This is a genomic window from Nocardiopsis sp. Huas11, from assembly GCF_003634495.1.
In the GTDB taxonomy this organism is placed as follows: Bacteria; Actinomycetota; Actinomycetes; order Streptosporangiales; family Streptosporangiaceae; genus Nocardiopsis.
In genome coordinates this window covers 69244-95467 of the sequence record NZ_RBKY01000001.1, presented here as the reverse complement: position 1 = coordinate 95467, position 26224 = coordinate 69244, and the positions used below count along the sequence as shown (strand labels likewise).

The 26224-nt window shown below is 71.8% G+C and carries 24 protein-coding genes; 18 read left to right on the top strand and 6 right to left on the bottom strand.

What is annotated here, in order from left to right; translation table 11 throughout:
- Positions 1-8: 8 nt before the first annotated feature.
- The 3 genes from DFP74_RS00385 to DFP74_RS00375 all read right to left on the bottom strand — a co-directional run bounded on the left by DFP74_RS00385 (position 9) and on the right by DFP74_RS00375 (position 3477).
- Complete coding sequence (locus tag DFP74_RS00385) at positions 9-902, bottom strand: SDR family oxidoreductase (protein WP_121179871.1); 894 nt, start codon at positions 900-902, stop codon at positions 9-11.
- Between the two features lie 68 nt (positions 903-970).
- Positions 971-2260, bottom strand: a complete 1290-nt coding sequence (locus tag DFP74_RS00380) for a DUF418 domain-containing protein (RefSeq protein ID WP_121179870.1) — start codon at positions 2258-2260, stop codon at positions 971-973.
- 137 nt (positions 2261-2397) lie between these two features.
- A complete protein-coding gene (locus DFP74_RS00375; protein ID WP_121179869.1) occupies positions 2398-3477 on the bottom strand; it encodes a polyprenyl synthetase family protein in 1080 nt (359 codons plus the stop codon).
- Positions 3478-3636: 159 nt separating this feature from the next.
- Between DFP74_RS00375 and metF the strand changes: the two genes are divergently transcribed.
- Positions 3637-4590, top strand: a complete 954-nt coding sequence (metF, locus tag DFP74_RS00370; protein WP_199725425.1) for a methylenetetrahydrofolate reductase [NAD(P)H] — start codon at positions 3637-3639, stop codon at positions 4588-4590.
- Here the strand turns inward: metF and DFP74_RS00365 are convergent.
- Positions 4502-5116, bottom strand: a complete 615-nt coding sequence (locus tag DFP74_RS00365; protein ID WP_199725423.1) for a GNAT family N-acetyltransferase — start codon at positions 5114-5116, stop codon at positions 4502-4504. The genes metF and DFP74_RS00365 overlap by 89 nt on opposite strands.
- Before the next feature lie 275 nt (positions 5117-5391).
- Positions 5392-5886 carry a transcriptional regulator gene (locus DFP74_RS00360; RefSeq protein WP_053615297.1) on the bottom strand — a complete coding sequence of 165 codons (495 nt, stop codon included), beginning with the start codon at positions 5884-5886 and terminating at the stop codon, positions 5392-5394.
- Between the two features lie 543 nt (positions 5887-6429).
- On the opposite strand from DFP74_RS00360, the gene pyrR reads away from it, so the two are divergent.
- The 16 genes from pyrR to DFP74_RS34125 all read left to right on the top strand — a co-directional run bounded on the left by pyrR (position 6430) and on the right by DFP74_RS34125 (position 23782).
- Positions 6430-7089: a bifunctional pyr operon transcriptional regulator/uracil phosphoribosyltransferase PyrR gene (gene pyrR / locus DFP74_RS00355; RefSeq protein ID WP_121179867.1), complete on the top strand. Its 660-nt coding sequence runs from the start codon at positions 6430-6432 to the stop codon at positions 7087-7089.
- Entirely contained in the window at positions 7089-7997 is a 909-nt protein-coding gene (locus DFP74_RS00350) for an aspartate carbamoyltransferase catalytic subunit (protein WP_121179866.1), read from the top strand. Before pyrR ends, DFP74_RS00350 begins: the two co-directional genes overlap by 1 nt.
- 136 nt (positions 7998-8133) lie before the next feature.
- Complete coding sequence (locus DFP74_RS00345; protein ID WP_121179865.1) at positions 8134-9444, top strand: dihydroorotase; 1311 nt, start codon at positions 8134-8136, stop codon at positions 9442-9444.
- A gap of 50 nt (positions 9445-9494) precedes the next feature.
- Entirely contained in the window at positions 9495-10640 is a 1146-nt protein-coding gene (gene carA / locus DFP74_RS00340; protein WP_121179864.1) for a glutamine-hydrolyzing carbamoyl-phosphate synthase small subunit, read from the top strand.
- A gap of 10 nt (positions 10641-10650) precedes the next feature.
- The gene (gene carB / locus DFP74_RS00335; RefSeq protein WP_121179863.1) at positions 10651-13956 is read left to right on the top strand and encodes a carbamoyl-phosphate synthase large subunit; all 3306 of its coding nucleotides are present in this window, start codon (positions 10651-10653) and stop codon (positions 13954-13956) included.
- Positions 13957-14068: 112 nt separating this feature from the next.
- A complete protein-coding gene (locus DFP74_RS00330; protein WP_121187932.1) occupies positions 14069-14968 on the top strand; it encodes a dihydroorotate dehydrogenase electron transfer subunit in 900 nt (299 codons plus the stop codon).
- Positions 14969-15032: 64 nt separating this feature from the next.
- Positions 15033-15974 carry a dihydroorotate dehydrogenase gene (locus tag DFP74_RS00325; protein ID WP_121179862.1) on the top strand — a complete coding sequence of 314 codons (942 nt, stop codon included), beginning with the start codon at positions 15033-15035 and terminating at the stop codon, positions 15972-15974.
- Positions 15975-16277: 303 nt separating this feature from the next.
- Complete coding sequence (gene pyrF, locus DFP74_RS00320) at positions 16278-16991, top strand: orotidine-5'-phosphate decarboxylase (RefSeq protein WP_121187931.1); 714 nt, start codon at positions 16278-16280, stop codon at positions 16989-16991.
- A gap of 351 nt (positions 16992-17342) precedes the next feature.
- Positions 17343-17666: an integration host factor, actinobacterial type gene (gene mihF / locus DFP74_RS00315; protein WP_121179861.1), complete on the top strand. Its 324-nt coding sequence runs from the start codon at positions 17343-17345 to the stop codon at positions 17664-17666.
- A gap of 320 nt (positions 17667-17986) precedes the next feature.
- Positions 17987-18574: a guanylate kinase gene (gene gmk / locus DFP74_RS00310; RefSeq protein ID WP_121179860.1), complete on the top strand. Its 588-nt coding sequence runs from the start codon at positions 17987-17989 to the stop codon at positions 18572-18574.
- 100 nt (positions 18575-18674) lie between these two features.
- Entirely contained in the window at positions 18675-18941 is a 267-nt protein-coding gene (gene rpoZ, locus DFP74_RS00305) for a DNA-directed RNA polymerase subunit omega (protein ID WP_121179859.1), read from the top strand.
- Positions 18942-19077: 136 nt separating this feature from the next.
- The gene (gene coaBC, locus DFP74_RS00300; RefSeq protein ID WP_121179858.1) at positions 19078-20271 is read left to right on the top strand and encodes a bifunctional phosphopantothenoylcysteine decarboxylase/phosphopantothenate--cysteine ligase CoaBC; all 1194 of its coding nucleotides are present in this window, start codon (positions 19078-19080) and stop codon (positions 20269-20271) included.
- A gap of 250 nt (positions 20272-20521) precedes the next feature.
- Positions 20522-21715 (top strand): methionine adenosyltransferase, encoded by a 1194-nt coding sequence (gene metK / locus DFP74_RS00295; RefSeq protein WP_121179857.1) that lies wholly within the window; start codon positions 20522-20524, stop codon positions 21713-21715.
- A 152-nt stretch (positions 21716-21867) separates the two neighbouring features.
- Complete coding sequence (locus tag DFP74_RS00290; protein ID WP_121179856.1) at positions 21868-22605, top strand: DUF11 domain-containing protein; 738 nt, start codon at positions 21868-21870, stop codon at positions 22603-22605.
- 455 nt (positions 22606-23060) lie between these two features.
- Complete coding sequence (locus tag DFP74_RS34130; RefSeq protein WP_233570742.1) at positions 23061-23615, top strand: hypothetical protein; 555 nt, start codon at positions 23061-23063, stop codon at positions 23613-23615.
- Positions 23612-23782, top strand: a complete 171-nt coding sequence (locus tag DFP74_RS34125) for an LPXTG cell wall anchor domain-containing protein (RefSeq protein ID WP_233570741.1) — start codon at positions 23612-23614, stop codon at positions 23780-23782. Before DFP74_RS34130 ends, DFP74_RS34125 begins: the two co-directional genes overlap by 4 nt.
- 82 nt (positions 23783-23864) lie before the next feature.
- Here the strand turns inward: DFP74_RS34125 and DFP74_RS00280 are convergent, their stop codons facing one another.
- The gene (locus DFP74_RS00280) at positions 23865-25097 is read right to left on the bottom strand and encodes a DUF349 domain-containing protein (protein ID WP_121179854.1); all 1233 of its coding nucleotides are present in this window, start codon (positions 25095-25097) and stop codon (positions 23865-23867) included.
- A 440-nt stretch (positions 25098-25537) separates the two neighbouring features.
- On the opposite strand from DFP74_RS00280, the gene DFP74_RS00275 reads away from it, so the two are divergent.
- The gene (locus DFP74_RS00275; protein WP_121179853.1) at positions 25538-26215 is read left to right on the top strand and encodes an MBL fold metallo-hydrolase; all 678 of its coding nucleotides are present in this window, start codon (positions 25538-25540) and stop codon (positions 26213-26215) included.
- Positions 26216-26224 lie beyond the last annotated feature (9 nt).

Here is a 26224-nt window from a genome sequence, read left to right as displayed (position 1 = left end):
GCACGGGATCAGACGGACACGTGCGACAGAGCGCTCGGGTGCCGGCGCAGGAACCCCTCGATGGACTGCGCGGGGTGGCCCGTGAGCGTGGGGACGGTGGGCGCGACCACGTCCAGCTCTCCGGCGGCGATCGCCGCGTAGGACGAGGCCCAGCCCTCGGCGGCCCATTCCGGAGCCCCGCCCGCGCGGCGCGACTCCAGCGCCTCCCCCCAGGTCTCCGGCACGTAGCGCACGGCGCGCCCGGTTAGGGCGCTCAGCTTGTCCACGGTCGCGCCGAGGCTCAGTGCCTCCGGGCCGGTGACGTCGTAGGTCGACCCCTCCGCCAGGGCCGCCCGTTCCGGGTCGGTCAGCACCGCCGTGGCCACGTCCGCCACATCGTCGCGGGACACCCACGCGGCCCGGCCGTCACCGGCCGGGCCGCGGATCACGCCCTGCCCGTCCACCCAGTCGGGCAGCAGGTCCAGGTACAGCCCGGGTCTCAGGAAGGTGTGCCCCACGCCGGTCGCCCGGATGTGCGCCTCCGTGAAGAAGTGCGTGCGCGCGAACGTGAAGGTCGCCGCCGGGCCCGCCCTCAGGAAGGACAGGTAGACGATCCGGGACACCCCGGCCTTGACCGCTCCGTCCACCGCGCTCAGGTGCTTGTCGATCCGGTCCTCGGACTCGGTCGCCGGGACCAGGAAGAGCGTGTCCACACCGCGGCACGCCCGTTCGAAGCCGGCGGTGTCCTCATAGGCCGCCATCGCCGCCGAGCTCCCGGGATACTCCGGCGCCCGGTTGATGTCCCGGACGATGAGCCGTTGCGGCAGCCCCAGCCGCGCGATCCTGGCGGCCACCCGACCGCCCAGCGCTCCGGTGGCCCCGGTCACCCCTATGGTGTGGTTTGTCATGTGATCGTCGCCCATGACACCTCATCCTGAGGGACGCGGGGCCGCCGATCACTCACCGGCACGCCCCTTTTTGCGGCATCCGGTCAGCGGGTGGTGCGCTCTTGGTCATCGCCGGGACCGGGCGGTCTTCCGGCGCTCGGCACCGCCGGCGCCGCGGTGGTGCGCTGGTAGGACAGGCGGCGCAGCAGGACCTCGGCCGGACCGCGCTTGCCGGCCCGTTCCATCGCGTAGGCCGCGGCCACCGTCACCAGCCACACCCCGACCGCGAACAGCGCCATGCTCCACGACGTCAGGTGCGCGCCCAGCCCCAGGCCCCAGGCGGCCAGGATCGGCGCGCACAGCACGGACTGGCCGAGGTAGGAGGTCAGGGAGCGCTTGCCGGTCGCGGTCAGCGCGGTCAGCACCACCCCGGGCCCGCGATCACGCGCCTGGAGCCGGCGCGCGATCAGGGCGATGAGCGCGACGTAGCCCAGTCCGCCGGCCAGACCGGTGAGCGCGTGCGGCAGGGCCAGCATGGCGGCGCGCGCCTCGTCCAGCTCCCAGATCCCGAGCTGGGCCAGGGCCTCGGGCAGTCCGCCGATCCACGCCGTGGCCAGACCCGCGACCGCGACGGTGCGCAGCAGGCGCAGGTGCCGCTCCGGCTCCTCCAGGATCCGGCGGCGCGCGGCCCACACGCCCAGCAGGATCGCGGTCGGCACCGCCAGCCCCAGCAGGCCCTGGCCGAGGACCACCGCGGGCCAGATCGTGACGCGGCCCACGGCGGCCCACAGCAGCGACGGGTTGGCGATGCTGCTCGCCATGAAGTCCATGTCGAAGCCGCCGGCCGCGTCGCCGGGGGACATGGCGGCCATCGCCGTCACACTGCCCGCCGACATCAGCAGCAAGAGCCCCGCCAGCGCGCCGGCCCACACCAGCAGGGTGGTGTCGCGGCGCCGGAAGAACAGCCAGCACAGCAGGAGGCCGGCCAGGCCGTAGGCGCCCAGGACGTCGCCCATCCACAGCAGCAGGGCGTGCCAGAAGCCGAAGATCAACAGCCACAGGTTGCGGCGGCGCAGCAGGGCGTCGACGGCCCGGGGATCGGCGCCCGCCGCCTCCTGGCGGACGGCCAGCTGCACCATGCCGTAGCCGAACAGGAAGGCGAACATCGGATAGCTGCGCGAGTCCACCATGACGATGGTCAGGAACTGCGTGAACGAGTCCAGCGGCCCCTCCGGAGCCGGGTGGGCGTTCCCGCCGGTCATCGGCGCCGCCCACAGGTACCAGGTGGAGTTGGCGATCACGATGAACAACAGCATGAAGCCGCGGGCCAGATCGGGGGCGAGCGCCCGTTCACCCGCGGCGACCGGCCCTCGCGGCGTACTCGCTCTTGTCATGGACAGCCCCGTTCCCCACCGTGCGCGGTATTGCCTTCACGCCGATTCAAACGGGGCGGGGACCGGGGCACAACCGGCGGCGTCCCGGAGGAACCGACCAGATCTCCCCTAGGGGACGGCGGGGGAGCGGGTCGGGGTCAGTGGGTGCGCGCGGTGGCGGCGACCACGAGCTCGCGCAGCGGACCGCGGGCCGCGTCCTCCAGCTCCGGGCTCTCCAGGGCGGTGACGGCCTCCTGCGCGTAGCCCTCGATCATCTTCTCGCAGGCGTTCAACGCACCCGAGCGCTCGATGAGCGAGCACATCCACGCCACCGAGTCCGCCGACAGGTCCGGCACGCCCAGCAGGGAGCGGAACCGCTCACCGTCGGCGGCCTCCGCCCGGGCCAGGGTCTCGGCGACGATCAGCGTGCGCTTGCCCTCGCGCAGGTCGTCGCCGGCGGGCTTGCCGGTGGTCCCCGGGTCCCCGAAGACCCCCAGGACGTCGTCGCGCAGCTGGAAGGCGACACCGAGCGGGATCCCGTAGGCGGTGTAGACCGCCTCCAGGTCCGCCCGCCCGGCCAGGGCCGCCCCCACGTGCAGAGGGCGCTCCACCGTGTACTTGGCCGCCTTGTACCGCATGACGCGCAGGGCCGCCTCTCGCGACTCGGTGCCCCGCACCTGCTCCAGGGTGTCCAGGTACTGCCCGGCCATCACCTCGGTCCGCATGGCGTCGAAGGCCGGCCGGGCGCCCAGCAGCGTGTCCTGCTCGAACCCGCTGCCCTGGAACATCTCGTCCGACCACACCAGGCACAGGTCGCCGATGAGGACCGCGGCCCCCTGGCCGAACTCGTCGGCGTCGCCGCCCCACCCGTGGTCGGCGTGCAGCGCGGCCAGGCGCTTGTGGGTGGCGGGCAGGCCGCGCCGGGTGTCGCTGTTGTCGATGACGTCGTCGTGGATCAGCGCGCAGGCCTGGAGGAACTCCAGCGCCGCGGCCGCGCGGGCCACCCGGTCGTCCTCGGCGGCGCCCCCGGCGCCCCGCCAGCCCCAGTAGAGGAAGGTCGGGCGCAGACGCTTGCCGCCGGCGATCATCGCCTCCAACGCGTCCATGGCCGGCGCGAGCTCATCGCCGATCGCCAGGACCTGGGCGCGGTGGTCGGCGCAGAACGCGGCCAGCTCCCGGTCCACGGCGGAGCGGATCGCGGCGACGGGTGAGACGGAAGAGGAAGAAGAAGGGGCCATACCAGCACAGTAACGGGTAGCGCGCGGGCAGGAGCGCGACCCTGGAGGACGCGTTCGCGCCGGGCCCCGCTGTGGCGATCCTGACATTCTCCCGGGAGATCTCACGTACTGGGACGTCTTCTCCACGGTGTCCCGGCGTCCTCGCCTAAGGTTGGGGTCATGCTCGCTGCACCGACACGCCCCGTGGCGCTCCGAAACCCCACGCCCCGCCCCCGGCACATCCGGGAACTGCTCCACGCGGGCGAGCCGCTGTTCTCCTTCGAGTTCTTCCCGCCGCGCACCCCGACGGCGCAGGAGCGCCTGTGGCGCGCGATCCGCGAGATCGAGGCCCTCGGCCCCTCGTTCGTCTCCGTCACCTACGGCGCGGGCGGCAGCACGCGCGGCATGACCGTCGAGACCACCGAGCGCATCGCGACCGACACCACGCTGCTGCCGGTCGCGCACATGACCCTGGTCGACCACTCGGTCGCCGAACTGCGCCACCTCATCGGCCGCTTCGCCGACGCGGGCGTGTCCAACATGCTGGCCGTGCGCGGGGACCCGCCCGGCGACCCCGACGGCGAGTGGGTGCGCCACCCCCAGGGCCTGACCTACACCGAGGAACTGGTGCGCCTGCTCAAGGACAGCGGCGACTTCTGCGTGGGCGTGGCGGCCTTCCCCTACAAGCATCCCCGTTCGGCGGACGTGGAGACCGACACCGACCACTTCGTGCGCAAGTGCGACGCGGGCGCGGACTACGCCATCACCCAGATGTTCTTCGACCCGGAGGACTACCTGCGGCTGCGCGACCGCGTGGCGGCGCGCGGGTGCGAGGTGCCGATCATCCCGGAGGTCTTCCCGGTGGTGCGCACGTCGTTCATCCCGCGCTCGGAGCAGCTGTCGGGCGCGAAGTTCCCGGCCGAGCTGGCGGCGAAGTTCGAGAGCTTCGGCGACGACGCCGAGTCGGTGCGGGCCTTCGGCATCGAGTACGCCCAGCGCATGTGCCAGCGGCTGCTGGCCGAGGGCGCGCCGGGCATCCACTTCATCACCTCGAACCGTTCCACGGCCACCAGGCAGATCTATCAGGAGGTCTCCGGCCGTCGGAGCCGTTCAACGGGAGCCGCGCGGCCATGATCGCGAAGGGCTGACCGGGGCTGCCGGGGAAGGTGAACTCCTCCAGCACGTCGGTGAACCCGCACGAGAGGTACAGGCGGCGCGCCACGGTGGGTCCCGCGCGGGTGGACAGCACCGCGGTGCGCTCCGGCCTGTCCCGGCACAGGGCGTGCAGCATGGCCCGGCCGATGCCGTGGCCCTGCGCGTCCGGCCGGACGTGGACCTCGGCGATCTCCAGGGGGTCGGACAGGTAGCGCCGCGCGAGGCGGGGACGGCCGTGGTCGTGCAGTCCCTCCAGGACCGTGTCGTGCCACCACTGGCCGGGCCGGCCGTGGAAGGCGTAGGCGAAGCCGAGGGCGTCCGCGCCGTGCAGGGCGGCGACGGAGCGGAACCCGGGGTAGGAGGCGTGGCTGTTCATGATGGCGGCCCGTCCGGGGAGCTGCTCCGCGGGCGGGCGCATGGCCGCCTCGTACACCTCCAGGAGGGCGGGGACGGCGTGCGCGAAGGCCCGTGGGTCCAGTTCACGCAGCTCGGTGTCGTCTACCACGGACCAACCCTATGCCCGCCCGCTCCGCGCGCGGTGCTTGACGGCCCGCGCGGGCTGCGGTTAACTGGGTGCATCGAACACACGTTCGATCACCGTCGGTTCGGCCGACGGGACGGCGGCGCGGCCGGCTTGGGGAGGGGAAGCCCCAACGCCCGGTCGCGCCGCTCTCGTTCACGCCACCGGTGTGCCGGGTCCCGGGAGCGGGGGGAGCCGGCACGACGAGAACCGGCAGGCCTGGTCGGCTACCGGTTCTGGTCAGTGTGGGAGTGCCCGGGTCAGAAGGCGTCGACGGCCCGGCGCGCCTCGGGGTCGAGGACGCCCCAGTTGATGAGCTCCTCGGTCAGGTCCGAGGGCGACTTGTCGTAGATGACCGCGAGTGAGCGCAGGTCCTCCTGGCGGATGGACAGCACGCGCCCGTTGTAGTCGCCGCGCTGGCTCTGGATGGTGGCCACGTAGCGCGACAGCGGGCCCGCCTTCTCCTGCGGGACCTGCTGCATGCGCTCGAGGTCGATGACGAGCTTGGGTGTGGGGCCCAAAGGCGTGGGTGCGGCGCCGCCGGGCAGCAGCTCCGACATCGGGACACCGTAGAAGTCCGCGAGCTCGGCGAGCTTCTGGACGGTGACCGCACGGTCGCCACGTTCGTAGGAGCCGACCACGACGGCCTTCCAGCGCCCGTGGGACTTCTCCTCCACCCCGTGCAGGGACAGGCCCTGCTGGGTGCGGATGGCGCGCAGACGCGCACCAAGGGACTTCGCGTATTCGGATGGCATGTTCTCGTCGCTCCCGGCCGTGACGGTGGCTGGATCGGTGGGGGATGTGGACCGTATCGCCCGCCCGCCCGGCTGAGCGGACCGGCAGTTCGGTGACGGGGCGCAACCCCACCCGGTATTGATTACAGACAGTGACGCTAGGACGGTCTGGCTCCCAGGTCAAGCCGTTGGGTCGAAACGCGACTAATGCGTGGCCAAACCGTGCGTAGGTGAGACTCCTCTCATGTCAGGATCGATCAGGGCGAGAAGGGGCACTTCGGAAGGGCGAAAAGCCCGCCCCTGCTGGGAATTTCAGCTTTTGCACCAGGTAAGCGCGTATCCGTCTTGTCATGATTTGGCTACTCTCGGGCATGAAACCACCCACTTGGGGTGTGACCAGAGTCACATGCGCTCGGGTGGTCGCCGCCCCTCATCTCGGGCTCCGTGATCGTCGCTGGTAGCGTGGGGCGCATCGACATCCTTTAACGACCTGTTCTGTGAGGCAGGGAAGGGGTCACTACTTTGTGTGCGCAAAAACATCCGAAAGGTGACAGAGAGGGCCGCGTGCCCCCAGCGTCACCGGAGGTGCCCGACGGCACCCGGGCTGTGCTCGACGGCCCCGAGATCAACCGGGCCCTGACCCGCATCGCCCACGAGGTGCTCGAACGCACCAAGGGCGGGGAGGACGTGACCCTCCTGGGCATCCCCTCCCGCGGCGTCCCGCTCGCCCAGCGCCTGGCACGGCGCATCGAACGCGTCGAGGACCTCGGCGTCCCGGTCGGCTCCCTCGACATCACGATGTACCGCGACGACCTGCGCCTGGCGCCCGCCCGGGCCCTGGGCCGGACCGAGATCCCCGTCGGCGGACTCGACGACCGCGTCGTGGTCCTGGTCGACGACGTCCTCTTCTCCGGCCGCACCGTGCGCGCCGCCCTGGACGCCCTGGGCGACCTCGGCCGCCCCCGCGCCGTACAGCTCGCCGTCCTGGTCGACCGCGGCCACCGCGAACTGCCCATCCGCGCCGACTACGTGGGCAAGAACCTGCCCACCTCGCTGCGCGAGAACGTCACCGTGCGCCTGGAGGAGACCGACGGGCACGACGCCGTCCTCCTCGGCCCGGCCCACCCGTCGCCCGCCACCACCCTCAAACGACGGCCTTCGGCCCCGGAGTCTCCCTCTTCCCGCACCCGGACGGGCCCCGACACCACCGAGGGGAACGCCTGATGCGCCACCTGCTCTCCACCGGCGACCTGTCCCGCGACGAGGCCACCCTCATCCTCGACACCGCCGAGGAGCTCGCCCACGTCGGCGACCGCTCCGTCAAGAAACTGCCGACCCTGCGGGGACGTACCGTGGTCAACCTCTTCTACGAGGACTCCACCCGCACCCGCACGTCCTTCGAGCTGGCGGCCAAGCGCCTGTCGGCCGACGTCATCAACTTCTCCGCCAAGGGTTCGAGCGTGTCCAAGGGCGAGAGCCTCAAGGACACCGCGCTGACCCTGCAGGCCATGGGCGCCGACGGCGTCGTCATCCGCCACAGTGCCTCCGGCGCCGCCCACCGGCTCGCGGGCTGGGTCGACGGCTCCGTGGTCAACGCCGGCGACGGCACCCACGAGCACCCCACCCAGGCCCTCCTGGACGCCTTCACCATGCGCTCCAGGCTCGGCCGCCTGGAGGGCCTGCGCGTGGCGATCGTCGGCGACATCCTGCACAGCCGCGTCGCCCGCTCCAACGTGCTCCTGCTCACCACCCTGGGCGCGCACGTGACCCTGGTCGCGCCGCCCACCCTGCTGCCGGTCTCGGTCGACGCCTGGCCGTGCGAGGTCTCCTACGACCTCGACGGCGTCCTGCCCAAGTCCGACGTGGTGATGCTGCTGCGCGTCCAGGGCGAACGCATGCACGAGTCCTTCTTCCCCTCCGAGCGCGAGTACAGCCGGGGCTTCGGACTCGACGGCGAACGCCTGGGCCGCATGCCCCAGGACGCCATCGTCATGCACCCCGGACCGATGGTCCGCGGGATGGAGATCTCCGCCGAGGTCGCCGACTCCCCGCGCTGCACCGTCACCGAACAGGTCACCAACGGCGTCAGTCTGCGCATGGCCGTGCTCTACCTGCTGCTCGGCGGATCCTGAACAAGGCGCCGGCACGCACCGCACCGCCATCCGGCACCCCCGCCCGACCGCCCCGCCGACCGCGTCGAACGCGGTCGGCGCCGACGGGCGGCCAACGAGCCTGACCCCATACGAACCACGAGGAAGCCACACCGCGATGCCCGACACCCACGCACCGCACCTGATCCGCGGCGCACGTCCGCTCGGCGGCGACCCCGTCGACCTCCTCCTCTCCGAGGGGAGGATCGCCGAGGCCGGCCCCGGCCTCACCGTCCCCGAGGGCGCCGAGGGCGCCGAGGTCGTCGACGCCGCCGGCCTGATCGCCCTGCCCGGCCTGGTGGACCTGCACACCCACCTGCGCGAGCCCGGCCGCGAGGACGCCGAGACCGTCGCCACCGGCTCCCGCTCGGCCGCCATGGGCGGCTACACCGCCGTGCACGCCATGGCCAACACCGACCCCGTCGCCGACACCGCCGGCGTCGTCGAGCAGGTCTGGCGCCTGGGCCGCGAGGCCGGGTACTGCGACGTGCGCCCCGTCGGCGCCGTCACCGTCGGCCTGGCCGGTCAGCGCCTGTCCGAGATCGGCGCCATGGCCGACTCCGCCGCCCGGGTCCGCGTCTTCTCCGACGACGGCATCTGCGTCTCCGACGCCCTGCTCATGCGCCGCGCGCTGGAGTACGTCAAGGCCTTCGACGGCGTCATCGCCCAGCACGCCCAGGAGCCGCGCCTGACCGAGGGCGCCCAGATGAACGAGGGCCGCGTCTCCGACCGCCTCGGACTCCCGGGCTGGCCCGCGGTCGCCGAGGAGGCGATCATCGCCCGCGACTGCCTGCTCGCCCAGCACGTCGGCTCCCGCCTGCACGTGTGCCACGTCTCCACCAAGGGCTCGGTCGACATCATCCGCTGGGCCAAGGCGCGCGGCTGCGACGTCACCGCCGAGGTGACACCCCACCACCTGCTCCTCACCGACGACCTGGTGGAGAGCTACGATCCGATCTACAAGGTCAACCCGCCGCTGCGTACCGCCGAGGACGTCCAGGCGCTGCGCGAGGGGCTGGCCGACGGCACGATCGACATCGTCGCCACCGACCACGCCCCGCACCCGGCGGAGGCCAAGGAGACCGAGTGGTCCACGGCCGCCATGGGCATGGTGGGGCTGGAGACCGCCCTGGCGGTGGTGCAGGAGACCATGGTCGACACCGCCCTGCTCACCTGGGCACAGGTCGCCGACCGCATGTCCACCGCCCCGGCCCGCATCGGCCGGGTCGGCGAGCACGGGCGCGGCCTCGCCGTCGGTGAGCCCGCCAACGTCGTCCTGTACGACCCGGCCGCGCCCGTGGCGGTCGACGGGGGAGCCATGGCCACCAAGAGCGGGAACACGCCCTTCCGGGGCATGACCCTGCCCGGCCGGGTCCACGCCACGTTCCTGCGCGGCGTCCCGACCGTCCTGGAAGGCAAGATCAAGTGAGCACAGCAGCGAACGCCCAGGCACAGCCTGGCGCGGTAGAGGGGGACAACGTGTCCGAGACAACGGGCGGGCCGGCGATTCTGGTGCTCGAGGACGGCCGCGTCTTCCACGGCCGCTCCTTCGGCGCCGTCGGCGAGACCTTCGGCGAGGCCGTCTTCAACACCGGTATGACCGGCTACCAGGAGACCCTCACCGACCCCTCCTACCACCGACAGATCGTCGTGATGACCGCGCCGCACATCGGCAACACCGGCGTCAACGACGACGACCCCGAGTCCGGCCGGATCTGGGTCGCCGGATACGTCGTCCGCGAACCCGCGCGCATCCCCTCCAACTGGCGGGCCAAGCGCACCCTCGACGAGGAGCTGCGCCGCCAGGGCGTGGTCGGCATCGCCCTCACCGGCACCCGCGCCCTGACCCGCCACCTGCGCGACCGGGGCGCGATGCGCGCCGCCGTCAGCTCCGTGGAGACCGACCCCGAGGCGCTCCTGGCCCGTGTCCTGGAGCAGCCGTCCATGGCCGGCGCCGACCTGGCCGCCGAGGTCAGCGTCGACGTGCCCTACGAGGTCCTGCCGCCCGAGGGCGTCGCCACCCGCTTCCACGTCGCCGCCGTCGACCTCGGCATCAAGGCGATGACCCCGCAGCGCCTGGCCGAGCGCGGCTGCCGCGTCACCGTGCTGCCCTCCTCCGCCACCGCGGAGGACATCCTCGCCCTCGACCCGGACGGGGTGTTCTTCAGCAACGGCCCCGGCGACCCGGCCACCGCCGACGGCCCCGTGGCCGCGATGCGCGGGGTCCTGGACGCGGGCACGCCGCTGTTCGGCATCTGCTTCGGCAACCAGATCCTGGGCCGCTCCCTGGGCCTGGGCACCTACAAGCTCCGCTTCGGCCACCGCGGGGTCAACCAGCCGGTCCGCGACACCCGCACGAGCAAGGTCGCGATCACCAGCCAGAACCACGGCTTCGCCGTCGACGCCCCGCTCGACACACCCTTCGACACCCCCTACGGCCGGGCCGAGGTCAGCCACATCGGCCTCAACGACCAGGTCGTCGAGGGCCTGCGGCTGCTGGACCGCCCCGTGTTCAGCGTCCAGTTCCACCCGGAGGCCGCCGCCGGCCCCCACGACGCCGCCGGACTCTTCGACGAGTTCTGCGACCTGATGTCCGCCCAGCCCGCACCGGCTGCCAAGCAGTAAGAGGAAGAGCATGCCGCGCCGTAGTGACCTTTCATCCGTCCTCGTGGTCGGTTCCGGTCCGATCGTCATCGGGCAGGCGGCCGAGTTCGACTACTCGGGCACCCAGGCCTGCCGCGTCCTGCGGGCCGAGGGCCTGCGGGTCATCCTGGTCAACTCCAACCCGGCCACGATCATGACCGACCCCGAGATCGCCGACGCCACGTACGTCGAGCCGATCACCACCGAGATGATCGAGAAGATCATCGCCAAGGAGCGCCCCGACGCGCTCCTGCCCACCCTGGGCGGCCAGACCGCGCTCAACGCCGCGGTCGCCCTGGACGAGTCCGGAGTCCTGGCCAAGTACGACGTCGAGCTCATCGGCGCCAACATCGAGGCCATCCAGTCCGGTGAGGACCGCGAGACCTTCAAGACGATCGTCGAGCGCATCGGCGGGGAGTCCGCCCGCTCGCGCATCTGCCACACCCTCCAGGAGTGCCTGGACGCCGCCGAGGAACTGCACTACCCCGTCGTCGTGCGCCCCTCCTTCACCATGGGCGGCGCCGGCTCCGGCTTCGCCCACGACGAGACCGAGCTGCGCCGCATCGCCGGACAGGGCCTGGCGCTCTCCCCGACCACCGAGGTGCTCCTGGAGGAGTCCATCCTCGGCTGGAAGGAGTACGAGCTGGAGCTGATGCGCGACACCAACGACAACGTCGTCGTCGTGTGCTCCATCGAGAACCTCGACCCCATGGGCGTGCACACCGGTGACTCCATCACCGTGGCCCCCGCCATGACCCTGACCGACCGCGAGTACCAGAAGCTCCGCGACATCGGCATCGCGGTCATCCGCGAGGTCGGCGTGGACACCGGCGGCTGCAACATCCAGTTCGCCGTGCACCCCACCACCGGCCGGATCATCGTCATCGAAATGAACCCGCGCGTGTCCCGCTCCTCGGCGCTGGCCTCCAAGGCCACCGGCTTCCCGATCGCCAAGATCGCCGCCAAACTCGCCGTCGGCTACACGCTCGACGAGATCCCCAACGACATCACCCAGGAGACCCCGGCCAGCTTCGAGCCCACGCTCGACTACGTGGTCGTCAAGGTCCCCCGCTTCGCCTTCGAGAAGTTCCCCGGCGCCGACCCCGCCCTCACCACGACCATGAAGTCCGTGGGCGAGGCCATGGCCATCGGCCGGTCCTTCCCCGAGGCGCTGCAGAAGGCCATGCGCTCGCTGGAGAAGGCCGGCGTCGGCCTGACCTGGGCGGGTGAGCCCGGCGACAAGGACGAGCTGCTGCGCCAGTCCGCGACCCCGACCGAGCACCGGCTGCGCCAGGTCCAGCAGGCCCTGCGCGCCGGCGCCACCGTCGAGGAGCTGCACGAGGCCACCCGCATCGACCCCTGGTTCCTGGACCAGATGCTGCGCCTGGAGGAGGCCGCCCGCGACCTGGCCGCCGCGCCCAAGCTCGACGCCGACCAGCTGCGCGCCGTCAAGGGCCTGGGCTTCTCCGACCTCCAGATCGGCGAGATCACCGGCAAGCCCGAGGAGGTCGTGCGCGAGCTGCGCCACGCCCTGGGCATCCACCCCGTCTACCTCACCGTGGACACCTGCGCCGCGGAGTTCGCCGCCCAGACGCCGTACCTGTACTCCAGCTACGACGAGGAGACCGAGGTCCCGCAGGGCGAGCGGCCCAAGATCATCATCCTGGGCTCGGGACCCAACCGCATCGGCCAGGGCGTGGAGTTCGACTACTCCTGCGTCCACGCCTCCTTCGCGCTCTCCGACGCCGGGTACGAGACCGTGATGGTCAACTGCAACCCGGAGACCGTCTCGACCGACTACGACACCAGCGACCGGCTCTACTTCGAGCCGCTCACCCTGGAGGACGTGCTGGAGGTCGTGCGCGCCGAGCAGCTCACCGGCACGGTCGCCGGCGTCATCGTCCAGCTGGGCGGCCAGACCCCGCTCGGCCTGGCCCGCCGCCTCAAGGACGCGGGAGTGCCCATCATCGGCACCAGCCCCGAGGCCATCGACCTGGCCGAGGACCGCGGCGCCTTCGGCAGGGTCCTGGCCAAGGCCGGGCTGCCCGCGCCCAAGTACGGCACCGCCCACTCCTTCGACGAGGCCAAGACCGCGGCCGACGAGATCGGCTACCCGGTCATGGTCCGCCCGTCCTACGTGCTGGGCGGGCGCGGCATGGAGATCGTCTACAGCGAGACCATGCTCGCCGACTACATCAAGCGCAACGCCGAGGTCAGCCCCGAGCACCCGGTGCTGATCGACCGCTTCCTCGACGACGCCATCGAGATCGATGTCGACGCCCTCTACGACGGCCACGACCTGTACCTGGGCGGCGTCATGGAGCACATCGAGGAGGCCGGCATCCACTCCGGCGACTCCGCGTGCACCCTGCCCTCCATCACCCTGGGCAGCGACGACATCGAGCGGATCCGCTACTCCACCGAGGCCATCGCCCGGGGCACCGGGGTGCGGGGCCTGCTCAACGTCCAGTACGCGCTCGCCTCCGGGGTGCTCTACGTGCTGGAGGCCAACCCGCGCGCCTCGCGCACCGTGCCGTTCGTGTCCAAGGCCACGGCCGTGCCGCTGGCCAAGGCCGCGGCCCGCGTCATGGCCGGGACCTCGATCGCCGAACTGCGCACCGAGGGCATGCTGCCCGCCACCGGTGACGGCGGCGACCTGCCCGCCGACGCCCCGGTCGCCGTGAAGGAGGCCGTGCTGCCCTTCAACCGGTTCATCAACAAGGAGGGCGAGGGAGTCGACACCATCCTCGGCCCGGAGATGCGCTCCACCGGTGAGGTCATGGGCCTGGACGTGGAGTTCGGCTCCGCCTACGCCAAGTCGCAGCTGGCCGTCAACGGCTCGCTGCCGACGGAGGGCAAGGTCTTCGTCTCGGTCGCCAACCGCGACAAGCGATCGATGATCTTCCCGGTCAAGCGGCTGGCCGACCTCGGCTTCGAGATCCTGGCCACCGAGGGCACCGCGGTGGTGCTGCGCCGCAACGGCGTGCGCGCCACGGTCGTGCGCAAGCACAGCGAGGGCGCCGGCCCCGAGGGCGAGCCCACCATCGTCAAGCTCATCCACGAGGGCGGTGTCGACCTGGTCGTCAACACGCCCTTCGGCGGGGCCGGGCAGGCGGGTCCCCGTCTGGACGGGTACGAGATCCGCACGGCGGCCGTCCTGCGCGGGATCCCGAGCGTGACCACCGTGCAGGGGCTGGCCGCCGCGGTGCAGGCGATCGAGGCGCGGGTCCGCGGTGACGTGGGTGTGCGCTCCCTCCAGGAGCACGCGAGCGCCCTCACCGAGCGCCGCGAGGCCTAGGCTGTACGTCCGGGCCGCATCCGCCGGGTGAGGCCGCCGGAGAGTACGGGCGCCGCGGGCCCTGAGCCCGCGGCGCCCGCACAGCCGAGGTGAGGAAGGTGTGCGCCAGACCATGAGCGACAACGGACCGGTGCAGGTCAGGTGCCCCGTGCTGAACGTGCGCAGGGTGGACGCCTACTACGCCATCACCGTCGTCGCACCGGGGATAGCCGAGCGCTTCCGCTCGGGACAGTTCGTCTCGGTGTCGGTGGGCGGCGACCACTCCAGCACGCTGCTGCGCCGCCCCTTCGCCATCCACGACGTCAAACCCGACTACGGCGGAACCGTCGAGTTCCTGTTCTCCGTGCGCGGAACCGGGACCGCCTGGCTGGCCGAGCGAAGATCACGCGACCTGCTGGACGTGGTCGGCCCGCTGGGGCGCCCCTTCCCGCTGCCCCGCGACCCGGTCAACTGCGTGCTCGTGGGCGGCGGGTCCGGCAGCGCCCCGCTCTTCCCGCTGGCCCAGTCGCTGCGGCGGCGCGGCTGCCGGGTGGACTTCGTCCTGGGCGCGGGGTCGGCGGACCGGGTCTTCAGCGCTATCACCGCCCGCCGCGTGGCCGAGACGGCCGTCTTCACCACCGACGACGGGTCCTTCGGTACGCGCGGCCGCGTCACGGACGTGCTGGGACGGGTCATCGAGGAGGCCCGCTCCGACGCGGTCTACGCCTGCGGTCCGATGCCGATGCTGCGCGCCGTCACCGCGGTGGCCACCACGCACGGCATCCCCGTGCAGGTCTCGGTCGAGGAGACCATGGCCTGCGGCACCGGGATCTGTATGACCTGCGTGGTCCCGGTGGTGGGGGACGACGGCATCACCCGCATGGTGCGTTCCTGCGTGGACGGCCCGGTCTTCCGGGGCGAGCAGGTGCGCTTCGACGACGTCGGCTCGATCCCCTTCGACGCCCTGGGCGCACCCGGGTGGAAGGGCTCCAGCGCCGCGCGCGCCGCCGAGTCGGCCCGCGACATCGCCTGAGGGCCCCTCCGCCGCGCGCGGGCCCACCCGTACACCGCGAGACCGACAGCGAGCAAGAAGGCAAGTGAACGCAGATCTCAGGACGCGGTTGGGCGCCATGGAGCTGCCCAACCCCGTGGTGACCGCCGCCGGGTGCGCCGGAGCAGGGCGCGAGCTGGCCCAGTTCTTCGACGTCGCCCAGATCGGCGCCGTCACGACCAAGTCGGTGATGCTGGAGCCGCACGCCGGACGCCCCGCGCCCCGCATGGCCGAGACGCCGAGCGGCATGCTCAGCACCACGGGCATGCAGGGCCCGGGCGTGGACGTGTTCCTGCAGCGGGACCTGCCGTGGCTGCTGTCCAGGGGCGGCCGGGCGATCGTGTCGATCGCCGGCGCGGGCGTGAACGAGTTCGGCGAGCTGGCCCGCCGCGTCTCCGAGGCCGAGGGCGTCAGCGCCATCGAGGTCAACCTGTCCTGCGCCAACCATGCCGACCCCGCGGGCCGGTACTTCGCCGACGACCCCGCCCAGGCCGCCGCGGTGGTCCAGACGGTGCGCTCGCACGCCCGTTCGGACCTGCCCGTGCTGGCCAAGCTCTCCGCCGACGTCCCCGACGTGGTGGACCTGGCCGGGGCGTGCGTGGCGGCCCGCGCCGACGGCCTGACGATGATCAACACCGTGCGCGGCCTGGCGGTGGACTCGCGCACCCTGCGCCCGGCGGTGGCCGGGGGGATGGGCGGGCTGTCCGGTCCCGCGCTGCGCCCGATCGCGGTGGGGTGCGTCTTCCGGGTGCACGAGGCCCTGCCGGACGTGCCGATCATCGGCGTGGGCGGGGTCCGCACGGGGGCGGACGTGATGGAGTTCATGGCGGCGGGCGCCAGCGCCGTCGCCGTCGGGACGGTCAACTTCTCCGACCCCTCGGCCTGCGCTCGGGTGCTCAGGGAGTTCACCGAGGCCCTCGACGCGCGGGGCATCGCGCGCGCCCGGGACCTCGTGGGCGTCGCCCACCGGCCCGGCGCCGGGGTCTGAGGGGCCGCGGAGGGGACCGACAGGCCCCTGACCGGCCTGAACGGCCCTGAGATGGCTCTGTGCGACCAGTGGGGGACATCCGGGACAACCGGGTCGGGACGGGGAGGAAAGCGCTCCTGTGGCCGTTTGGGCCGCTGTTACGGGGAAGTGATCCTCCTGAGGCGCATGAAGTGACCCATCCAGGGAACCGCACACTTTGACGGTGTGCACATGACAGCGAACGTGCATCCTCGAGTACCGCTGTAAGCACGTCGAGGATGCCGACGCCGGCACCGAGCCGGTGGCACACGAATGGAGAACCGCATGACCGCGCCTTCCGCGCCAGCTCCGATCGCCGTGGCGATCGACGCGAACGACATCGAGACCGCCGCCACCTGGGCGTCCGCGGTCGCGCCGCACGTGAGCACGGTGAAGGTGGGCCTGGAGCTGTACCTGCGGTACGGGCCCGATGTGATCAGCGCGATGCGCGGCGCCAACCGGGTCAAGATCTTCCTGGACCTGAAGCTCCACGACATCCCCGCCACCGTCGCGGGCGCCGCGCGCAGTGTCGCCGCCCTGCGGCCCTCGATCCTCACCGTGCACGCCGGCGGGGGAGCGGACATGGTCAGGGCCGCGGTGGAGGCCGCGCCGGACACCGACATCGCCGGGGTGACGGTGCTCACCTCGATGAGCGAGAAGGACCTGGAGGAGGTCGGGCTGCTCGGCCCGGCCCGCGACGCGGTGCGGCGGCTGGCGGTGCTGGCCGTGGGGGCCGGCGCGCGGGCCCTGGTGTGCTCGCCCCAGGAGGTCGCGCTGGTGCGCGCGGAGGTGGGTCCCGACATCACCCTCATCACGCCGGGCGTGCGCCCGGCCGGGGCGGACCGGGGCGACCAGTCGAGGGTGGCCACGCCGGAGGAGGCCATCGCGGCGGGGGCGGACCTGCTGGTGGTGGGCCGACCGATCACGCGGGCCGCGGACCCGGGCGCGGCGGCCGCCTCGATCGCGGCGGCCGTCCGGCGCGCCGGTGTGCGGGTGTAGCGCGGATGGGCGCGGGCGCGGCCGTGATGACGAGGGGCGCGGGTTCATCACGCGCAGTTATGTCTTACGGACGGTCACGAAATAGGTGTGTCCGAAACCCGGTTTCGGCGCCCCAGAGTGACCCGGGTCACCCCTCTGTGACCTGCGCTGGTGGCACGCCTGTTGAGGCCGTCAATCGGGACTAAGGTCCTCGTTTTCGTCTCAGGCCGCAATTGGATCATTACTCTGCGTAGTTCCTTCGATGAAATAGCCGCTGAAAGGGCACTTTACGTTGCCTAACAGGGGTCAGACCTACTAACTTGCGCAGGCGTCCGCCCTCTACAAACGAGTAGAAATCCGAGGTGACCCGGCGTGGCCCTTCCTCCCCTCACACCCGAGCAGCGCACCGCGGCTCTTGAGAAGGCCGCCAAGGCCAGAAAAGAGCGAGCGGAGGTCAAGAACAAGCTCAAGAACGGCGGGATCTCGCTGTCCGAGGTGCTTTCCAACGGCCTCAAGGACGACGTCATCGGGAAGATGAAGGTTTCGGCTCTGCTCGAATCCCTCCCCGGTGTCGGCAAGGTCCGTGCCAAGCAGATCATGGAGCGGCTCAACATCGCTGAGTCGCGTCGTGTCCGTGGTCTGGGCACCAACCAGCGTGCCGCCCTTGAGGACGAGTTCGGCGACCTCACCAAGTAGGACCGAGCAGTACCAGTAGGACCCGGACAACGCAGTGCACCGGTCTCGCCGCGTCCCCCACAGTCGCGGCGGAGCCCCCGCCGCGCAGGCGGTCGGGCCCGGATGAGTGGCATCCCCGCGCCGCGGTCGGCGGGCGGTCGGCCCCAGGTCGATCCGTCCGCCGTGCCGCGGCGCGGTGGTATAACTGGGACTTCCCGCGAGTGTTCGCGGTAGAGACCGCACATCCAGTCGCCCGCCGCGCCCCGTCACGGGAGATCTGCGGTTCCCGGCCAGTCCGCGGAACCCGCGGGCGGCGCCCCGAGGGGAAGCCGGAAACACACATGCCTGAGCTCGGATCCCAGTCCCGTCCGGCGGAGAAGCGACTGACCGTCCTGTCCGGCCCCTCGGGTGTGGGCAAGAGCACGGTCGTCGCCGGCATCCGACGCGAGCACCCCGAGGTGTGGCTCTCGGTGTCGGTGACCACCCGCCGGCCCCGCCCGGGCGAGCGGGACGGCGTCCAGTACCACTTCGTCTCCGACGAGGAGTTCGACCGGCTCGTGGCCGAGGGCGAACTCCTGGAGTGGGCCCAGTTCGCGGGCAACCGCTACGGCACCCCGCGCGGCCCCGTCGAGGAGCGGCTTGCGGCCGGCACCCCGGTGCTGCTGGAGATCGAACTCCAGGGCGCCCGCCAGGTCCGCGAGTCCATGCCCGACGCCCTGCACGTCTTCCTCGCCCCTCCCTCGTGGGAGGAGCTCGTCCGCCGGCTCACCGGACGCGGCACCGAGAGCGAGGAGGTCATCCAGCGCAGGCTGGACGTGGCCAAGGTCGAACTCGCCGCCGAGAAGGAGTTCGACACCACACTCGTCAACACGTCCGTACGGGACGTGTGCGCCGACCTGCTAGCGTTGATCACCGCGCCCAAGGTGTGATAGCGGGCGGGCCGAGCCCGCCCCGCCGCACCCGGGCGCCGTCCGACCGAACACGTCACGGCTTTCGACGAGCCGGAGACCGTCCCTGGGGGTATTCAAAGTGGCTGGTACCGAGCCCGTCGCCGAAGGCATCACCAATCCGCCCATCGACGACCTGCTGGCCCTGGTGGACAGCAAGTACAGCCTGGTCACGATGGCGTCCAAGCGCGCCCGCCAGATCAACGCCTACTACGCCCAGCTGGGCGAGGGCCTGCTGGAGTACGTCGGCCCGCTCGTGGAGACCCACGTGCAGGAGAAGTCGCTCTCGATCGCTCTGCGCGAGGTCAAGTCCGGCCTGCTGACCGCGGAGCCCTACGAAGGCGCCTAGTCGTCCTTTCCTCGGGCCGCCGGGAGCCGCCGCGGCTCCGTCGGCGCCTCCCGGGTCGGTCCGGGCCGGGGGAGACCTGTGCGAACGGGGCCTGGTAGAACTCCTAGGTGTGAGTGAGACACGAACCGTTCCCCAGGTGGTCCTCGGCGTCGGCGGCGGCATCGCGGCCTACAAGGTCTGCGAGCTGCTCAGACGGCTGACCGAGTCCGGTCACCAGGTCAGGGTGGTGCCCACCGCCGACGCGCTGCGCTTCGTCGGCGAGCCCACCTGGGCCGCCCTGTCCGGCCGACCGGTCTCCACCGGAGTGTGGGACGAGGTCCACGAGGTCCCGCACGTGCGCATCGGCCAGTCGGCCGACCTCGTGTTCGTGGCCCCCGCCACCGCCAACATCATGGCCAAGGCCGCGGCGGGCATCGCCGACGACCTGCTGACCAACACCCTGCTTACCGCACGGTGTCCCGTCGTGTTCGCGCCCGCGATGCACACCGAGATGTGGGAGCACCCCGCCACGCGCGCGAACGTGGCGACGCTGCGCTCGCGCGGCGCGATCGTCCTGGACCCCGCCGAGGGGCGCCTCACCGGCGCCGACACCGGGCGGGGCCGACTGCCCGAGCCCTCCGAGCTCTTCGAGGCGGCACGGCGCGTCCTGCGCGGGGGCACGACCGCTCCCGATCTGGCCGGCCGGCGCGTGGTGGTCTCCGCCGGCGGCACCCGCGAGGCCATCGACCCCGTGCGCTACATCGGCAACCACTCCTCGGGCAAGCAGGGCTACGCCCTGGCCCGCACCGCCGTGGCCCGCGGCGCCGAGGTGACCCTCGTCTCCGCCAACGTGTCCCTGCCCGACCCGGCCGGCGCCCGCGTGGTGCGGGTGGAGTCGGCCCGGGAACTGGCCGCGGCGATGGACGCCGAACGCGCGGGGGCCGACGCCGTGGTCATGACCTCGGCGGTGGCCGACTTCCGTCCGACCAGCAGCGCCGCCTCCAAGATCAAGAAGTCGGGCGCCGCGCCCGCCCCGATCGAACTGGTCGAGAACCCCGACGTCCTGGCCGGGCTCGTCGCCTCCCGTGCGAAGGAGGGATCGGCGCAGACCATCGTCGGCTTCGCGGCCGAGACCGACGACGTGATCGCCAACGGGCGGGCCAAGCTGGCGCGCAAGGGGTGCGATCTGCTCGTGGTCAACCAGGTCGGCGGGGGGCGCGCTTTCGGCACCGAGGACAACCAGGCGGTCGTGCTCGGCGCCGACGGCACCGCGGTGGAGATCCCCTTCGGGCCCAAGGAGGACCTCGCCGACCGGGTGTGGGATCTGGTCGTGCCGCGCCTGTCCACCTGAGGAGCGCGACCCCCGCCCGGGACGAACCGCACGGTCGGGGGACTGGATTCCTACCGCCGAGTACGCAACACTGCCTTCGGAAGCCCGTGACGACCACCGGCCGACCACGGGATTACCTTCCCCAGCAGTCCCGTTAGAGTGGACTGAATACCAACCGCGTCAGTCGGCATTGAGCGCCCCGGCCGGGAGCCTGGGCGGGCGTGCCGCACCGACCATGTCAGCCAGCAGCCGCTGCAAGGAGTCACGCAACGTGTCCCGCCGCCTTTTCACCTCCGAGTCGGTCACCGAAGGCCATCCCGACAAGATGGCCGACCAGATCAGTGACGCGATCCTCGACGCGATGCTCACCACCGACCCCCGGAGCCGGGTCGCGGTCGAGACACTGATCACCACCGGTCAGGTCCACATCGCGGGCGAGGTGACCACCCAGACCTACGTCGACATCCCCGCGATCGTTCGGGAGAAGATCCTCGAGATCGGCTACGACTCCTCCGCCAAGGGGTTCGACGGTGACTCCTGCGGGGTCAACGTCTCCATCGACGCCCAGTCCCCGGACATCGCCCAGGGCGTGGACACCGCGTACGAGGCCCGGGTCGAGCACGAGGACGACACCCTCAACCGCCAGGGCGCCGGCGACCAGGGCCTGATGTTCGGGTACGCCAACCGCGAGACCCCCGAACTCATGCCGCTGCCGATCAAGCTGGCGCACTCGCTCTCGGAGCGCCTGGCCGAGGTCCGCCGCAACGGCACCGTCCCGTACCTGCGCCCCGACGGCAAGACCCAGGTCACGGTGGAGTACGAGGGCCAGGTCCCGGTCCGCCTGGACACCGTCGTGGTCTCCAGCCAGCACTCGGCCGACATCAACCTCGACGAGATGCTCGCGCCCGACGTGCGCGAGCACGTCATCGAGCCCGTGGTGGCCGCGTTCGGCCTGGCGGCCGACGACTACCGGCTGCTGGTCAACCCGACCGGGCGCTTCGAGATCGGCGGCCCCATGGGCGACGCCGGCCTGACCGGTCGCAAGATCATCGTCGACACCTACGGCGGCTACGCCCGCCACGGCGGCGGCGCCTTCTCCGGCAAGGACCCGTCGAAGGTGGACCGCTCGGCCGCCTACGCCACGCGCTGGGTCGCCAAGAACATCGTGGCCGCGGAGCTCGCCGAGCGCGCCGAGGTCCAGGTCGCCTACGCCATCGGCAAGGCGCACCCGGTCGGTGTGTTCATCGAGACCTTCGGCACCGAGAAGGTGGCCCCCGAACTGATCGAGAAGGCCGTCAAGGAGGTCTTCGACCTGCGTCCGGCCGCGATCGTGCGCGACCTCGACCTGCTGCGCCCGATCTACTCCAAGACAGCCGCCTACGGCCACTTCGGCCGTGAGCTGCCGGAGTTCACCTGGGAGCGGACCGACCGCGCGGCCTCGCTGCGCTCCTTCGTGGGCGTCTGAGCCCACTCCCTCCGTCCTGGTGACGGCAAACCCGCCCGGGGGCGGGCGGCCCGAGCGGCCGCCCGCCCCCGGCGTGTGTGCGGCCTCCGAATGACTACGACGTGTTAGGACATATACACGTAGGGTCATTTCGCCATACGGAGGAGTCCGCCGTGGGAGTCTCAGCGGTGATGTCGGCGATGGGACTGGCGGCACTGATCGCCCTTCCCGCCGCCCAGCCAGCGGTCGAGGGGGGAGAGGCCCCCCGGGACGGCGAGGCCGTGCCCGGTGCGGGGAACCTGCACGTGACGGTCGAGGACGACGTGGAGGACCGGCTGAGTCCCGGAGACCGTGTGCACTACACGATCCGGGTGCGCAACTCCGGCTACGAGCCGCTGCCGGACGCCCAGATCGTGCAACTCCTGCCGCCGGGAACGCGCCATGTGTCCGACTCGGGGGAGGGGTCGGTCGACGCCGAGGCGTCCAGGGTGGTCTGGGACCAGCCGCTGGAGCCGGGCGAACGGGCGAGCCTGGCGGTCACCACCGAGGTCCGGTCCAGGCCCGAAGCGGCCTCACGGACCGTCACCACGGTGTGCCTGCGCCCCGAGCCGGGGGCGGCCCTGGTGGCGTGCACCGCGGCCGTCCACCGCGTCCACGGCGTCGTGCCGGCGGGTTGGGTCGCGGCGGGCCTGGTGGTGCTCGCGGCCCTGGCCGTGGGGGGCGGCGGCCTGGCCCGCTATCGGAGCGTCCGGCGCGGACCGCGGCCGGACCCCGATCCGGAACGCACGCCGGTGCCGGAGCCCGAGGTACCGGAGGACACGCCGGCACAGGACACGGGGCTGGAGCCGGTGTCCAACGTGCGCACGTTCCCGGGTGCGGCACCCGTGTACCACCTCGACGCGCACCGCTAGCCACCTCGGCCCTTCGGCCATGAGAGACCCGAGTGCCCACCCGGCATCGCCAGGAGGCCTGTCGCCGCGATGTCACGACAAGCGCATACGTAGTTGCTTTCGGTGTACTTCTGGAGGGGTCATGCCAACTGTCAATGCCCGAGTCCTGATCCGGGCGGCCGCGGTCTCCGCGGGTGCCGCGATCGCCGCACCGTTCCTGTGGGGCTCGGTTCCGGCCCTCGCCGACACCGGGGAACACGAGACCGCCCCGCGGCCCATGAGCGCGGAGTCCGAGCAGTTGATCGCGGACGCGCTCCACGACGTGGTCGACGTGCACGTTCCGCAGATCGATGTCCAGGTGCCACAGCCCCCGGCCGTGGATCCAGGGCCGCGGATACCGGCGGCGGACACGGCGGCCGCGGTCACCGATGAGCCCGACGACGTGCCCGGTAGCGGCTACGACGGCGACGATGGTCATGACGGTCACGATGGCGATGACGGTCATGACGGTGACGACGGTCATGACGGTCATGACGGTGACGACGGCCACGACGGCCACGATGGCGACGACGGCCACGATGGCGATGACGGCCACGATGGTCACGATGGTCACGACGGCGATGACGGTCACGACGGTCACGACGGCGACGACGGCCACGATGGTCACGACGGCCACGACGGCCACGATGGCGATGACGGCCACGATGGTCACGATGGTCACGATGGCCACGACGGCGACGATGGTCACGACGGCGACGACGGCCACGATGGCGACGATGGTCACGACGGCGACGACGGCCACGATGGCGATGACGGTCATGACGGCCACGACGGCGATGACGGTCACGATGGTCACGACGGGGACGACGGTCACGATGGGGACGATGGTCACGATGGCGATGACGGTCATGACGGTGACGACGGGGACGACGGTCACGATGGGGACGATGGTCACGATGGCGATGACGGTCATGACGGTGACGATGGCCATGACGGGGACGACGGCGACGACGGCCACGATGGTGCCGTGAAGCATGACCGTGGCGGCGTGAGCGCGGCCGGCGGGGACCGGGAGGGCGAGGTGCTCGCCCAGACCGGTTCCTCGGTGGCGGTGCCGGCCGTCGGCGGCCTGGTGTCCGTGATCACGGGTGCCGTCGCGATGGTCCTGGGGCGCCGTCGCACGGAGACCGAGGAGTAGGAGCACACGCCACGGGGGCCGGGTGGACACCCGGCCCCCGTGGCATGCCTCCGTGTCCGCGCCGAGCGGACCCGGCCTGCGGTCAGCTCATCTCGCTGAGCGCCTTCTCCGCCTCCACGAGCCAGGCGCGGCGAGCCTCCAGAGCCGCCTCGTGCTCCTTGATCCGACGGGTGTCGCCGTTGGCCCGGGCCTTTTCCAGCTTGGCCTCCAGCGCGCTGATCGCCTGGGAGAGCTGGTCGACGGTGTCCTTGGCGCGCGCACGGGCCTCGGGGCTGCTGCGCTCCCACTCGGCGTCCTCCGCGCGGCGCACACCGTCCTCGATCTGCCGGAAGGCGCCCTCGAGCTGGTCGCGCACGTCGCGCGGCAGCTCACCGGCCTCCTCCCAGGCCACCTGGTACTCGCGCAGCCGGGCGCGGGCACGGCGCGGGTCGTTGATCCCGGAGATCTCCGCCTTCGCCTCGGCCAGGATGCGCTCCTTGGCGTCGGCGTTGACCCGCAGCTCCGCGTCACGCTCGGCGAACGTGGCGTTGCGCGCGTCGAAGAAGGTGTCCTGAGCGGCCTTGAACCGCGCCCACAGCTTGTCCTCGCTGGCGCGGTCGGCCCGGCCGCTGTTCTTCCACCGCTGCATCAGGTCGCGGTAGGCGCGGGCGGTGGGCCCCCAGTCGGTGGAGTGGGCCAGTTCCTCGGCCTCGGCGACGATGCGCTCCTTGTCGCCCCGGACCGCCTCGCGCTCCTGGTCGAGGTTGGCGAAGTAGGCCTTGCGCCGCTTGGAGAAGGAGTTGCGCGCCGCCGACATGCGCTTCCAGAGCGCCTGTTCGGTGGGGCGGTCGGCCCGGGGAGCCTTCTTCCACTCCTCGATGAGCTGGAGCATCCGCTCCCCACCGGTCTTCCAGTGGGTGGTCTCCACCGCGACGCGCTCGGCCTCGGCGACGATGCGCTCCTTGATCTCGCGCGCCTGTCCGCGGGCCTGCTCCTGCGCCTGCTTCTGCTCGACCTTGCGCTCCTCGGCGCGGTTGGACAGCGCGTCCAGCCGGCGGGAGAGGGCGTCGAGGTCGCCCACGGCGTGCGCGTCGGTGACGGCGCCGCGCAGCTTGTCGATGGCGGCCATCGCGGCGGAGGCCGACAGGTCGGTGCTGCGCAGCCGCTTCTCCAGCAGCTCCACCTCAGTGACCAGGGCGTCGTACTTGCGGCGGAAGAAGGCCAGCGCTTCGTCCGGCGCCCCCGCCTGCCACGATCCGACGACCCGCTCGCCTTCGCTCGTGCGCACGTAGACCGTGCCGTCGTCGTCTACGCGGCCCCAAGGGTCCGTGGTCACCGTGTCCTCCTGCTGTCATGAACCCGTCCGAGGCCGGGTTCGGGTCGTCGCGACGGATCGCGCCGGTCCGTGATGGGAACCATCGTGCACAGCACGATATAGCCATACGATTCGGCGGTGAACGACGCGCCGTGTCTCACAGTCTGCGCAGATCATGGGTCTGCTGATGTGCCTTCGTGCGTCCGGCCGACGCGGGACCCCGCAAAGAGGGCGGGCCAGGGGCGTCAGGGCACACGACGACGGTGACCAATATGGCATTACCACGCGCTCTGGCAAAGAGGCCAGACGGGCGCGGTGATCGAATGGTGATGAAACGAGCCGCTCCCGCGATCCGGGCAGGTCGCCCGATCTCGGTACCCTCGGCATCCAGGGATCACGCGGCGCCGTCCGCGGCGCGTGTCCCCGGACGACCCGTCATCCCAGCAGGAACAGGACCACCCGTGCTCATCGCCGCGATTCCCACCGGCCCCCTCGCCGCGAACTGCTACGTGGTCGCCCGGGCCGCGGGCGCCGACTGCGTCATCGTCGACCCCGGCCAGGAGGCCTCCGAACAGGTCGCCAAGGTGCTGGCCGAACACGATCTGACCCCGGCCGGGGTGCTGCTGACGCACGGGCACTTCGACCACGTCTGGTCGGCCGCCGACCTGTGCGAGCGCCACGGCGTGCCCGTGCACCTGCACCCCGACGACCGCGGCCTGCTCACCGAGCCCGCCGCCGGTGTCGACCAGGGCTTCGCCGCCCAGCTGGCCGCGCTCCTGGGCCCGGGGCCCTACACCGAGCCCGCCACGGTGGTGGAGGTCACCGGCGGCACCACCCTTGTGCTGGCGGGGATGGACTTCTCCGTCGAGCACACCCCCGGGCACACCCCCGGCTCGGTCGTCTACACCGTCGACACCGAGGACGGCGTCCCCGTCATGTTCGCCGGTGACCTCGTCTTCGCCGGCTCCATCGGCCGCACCGACTTCCCCGGGGGCGACCAGGCCGACATGGGCCGCAGCCTCACCAGCGCGGTCCTGGGGCGCCCGGACCGGACGCAGATCCTGCCCGGCCACGGCCCGGCCACCACGGTCGAGCGCGAGCGCGCCACCAACCCCTACCTGCGCGACCTGTCCGCCTGAGGGGCGGTC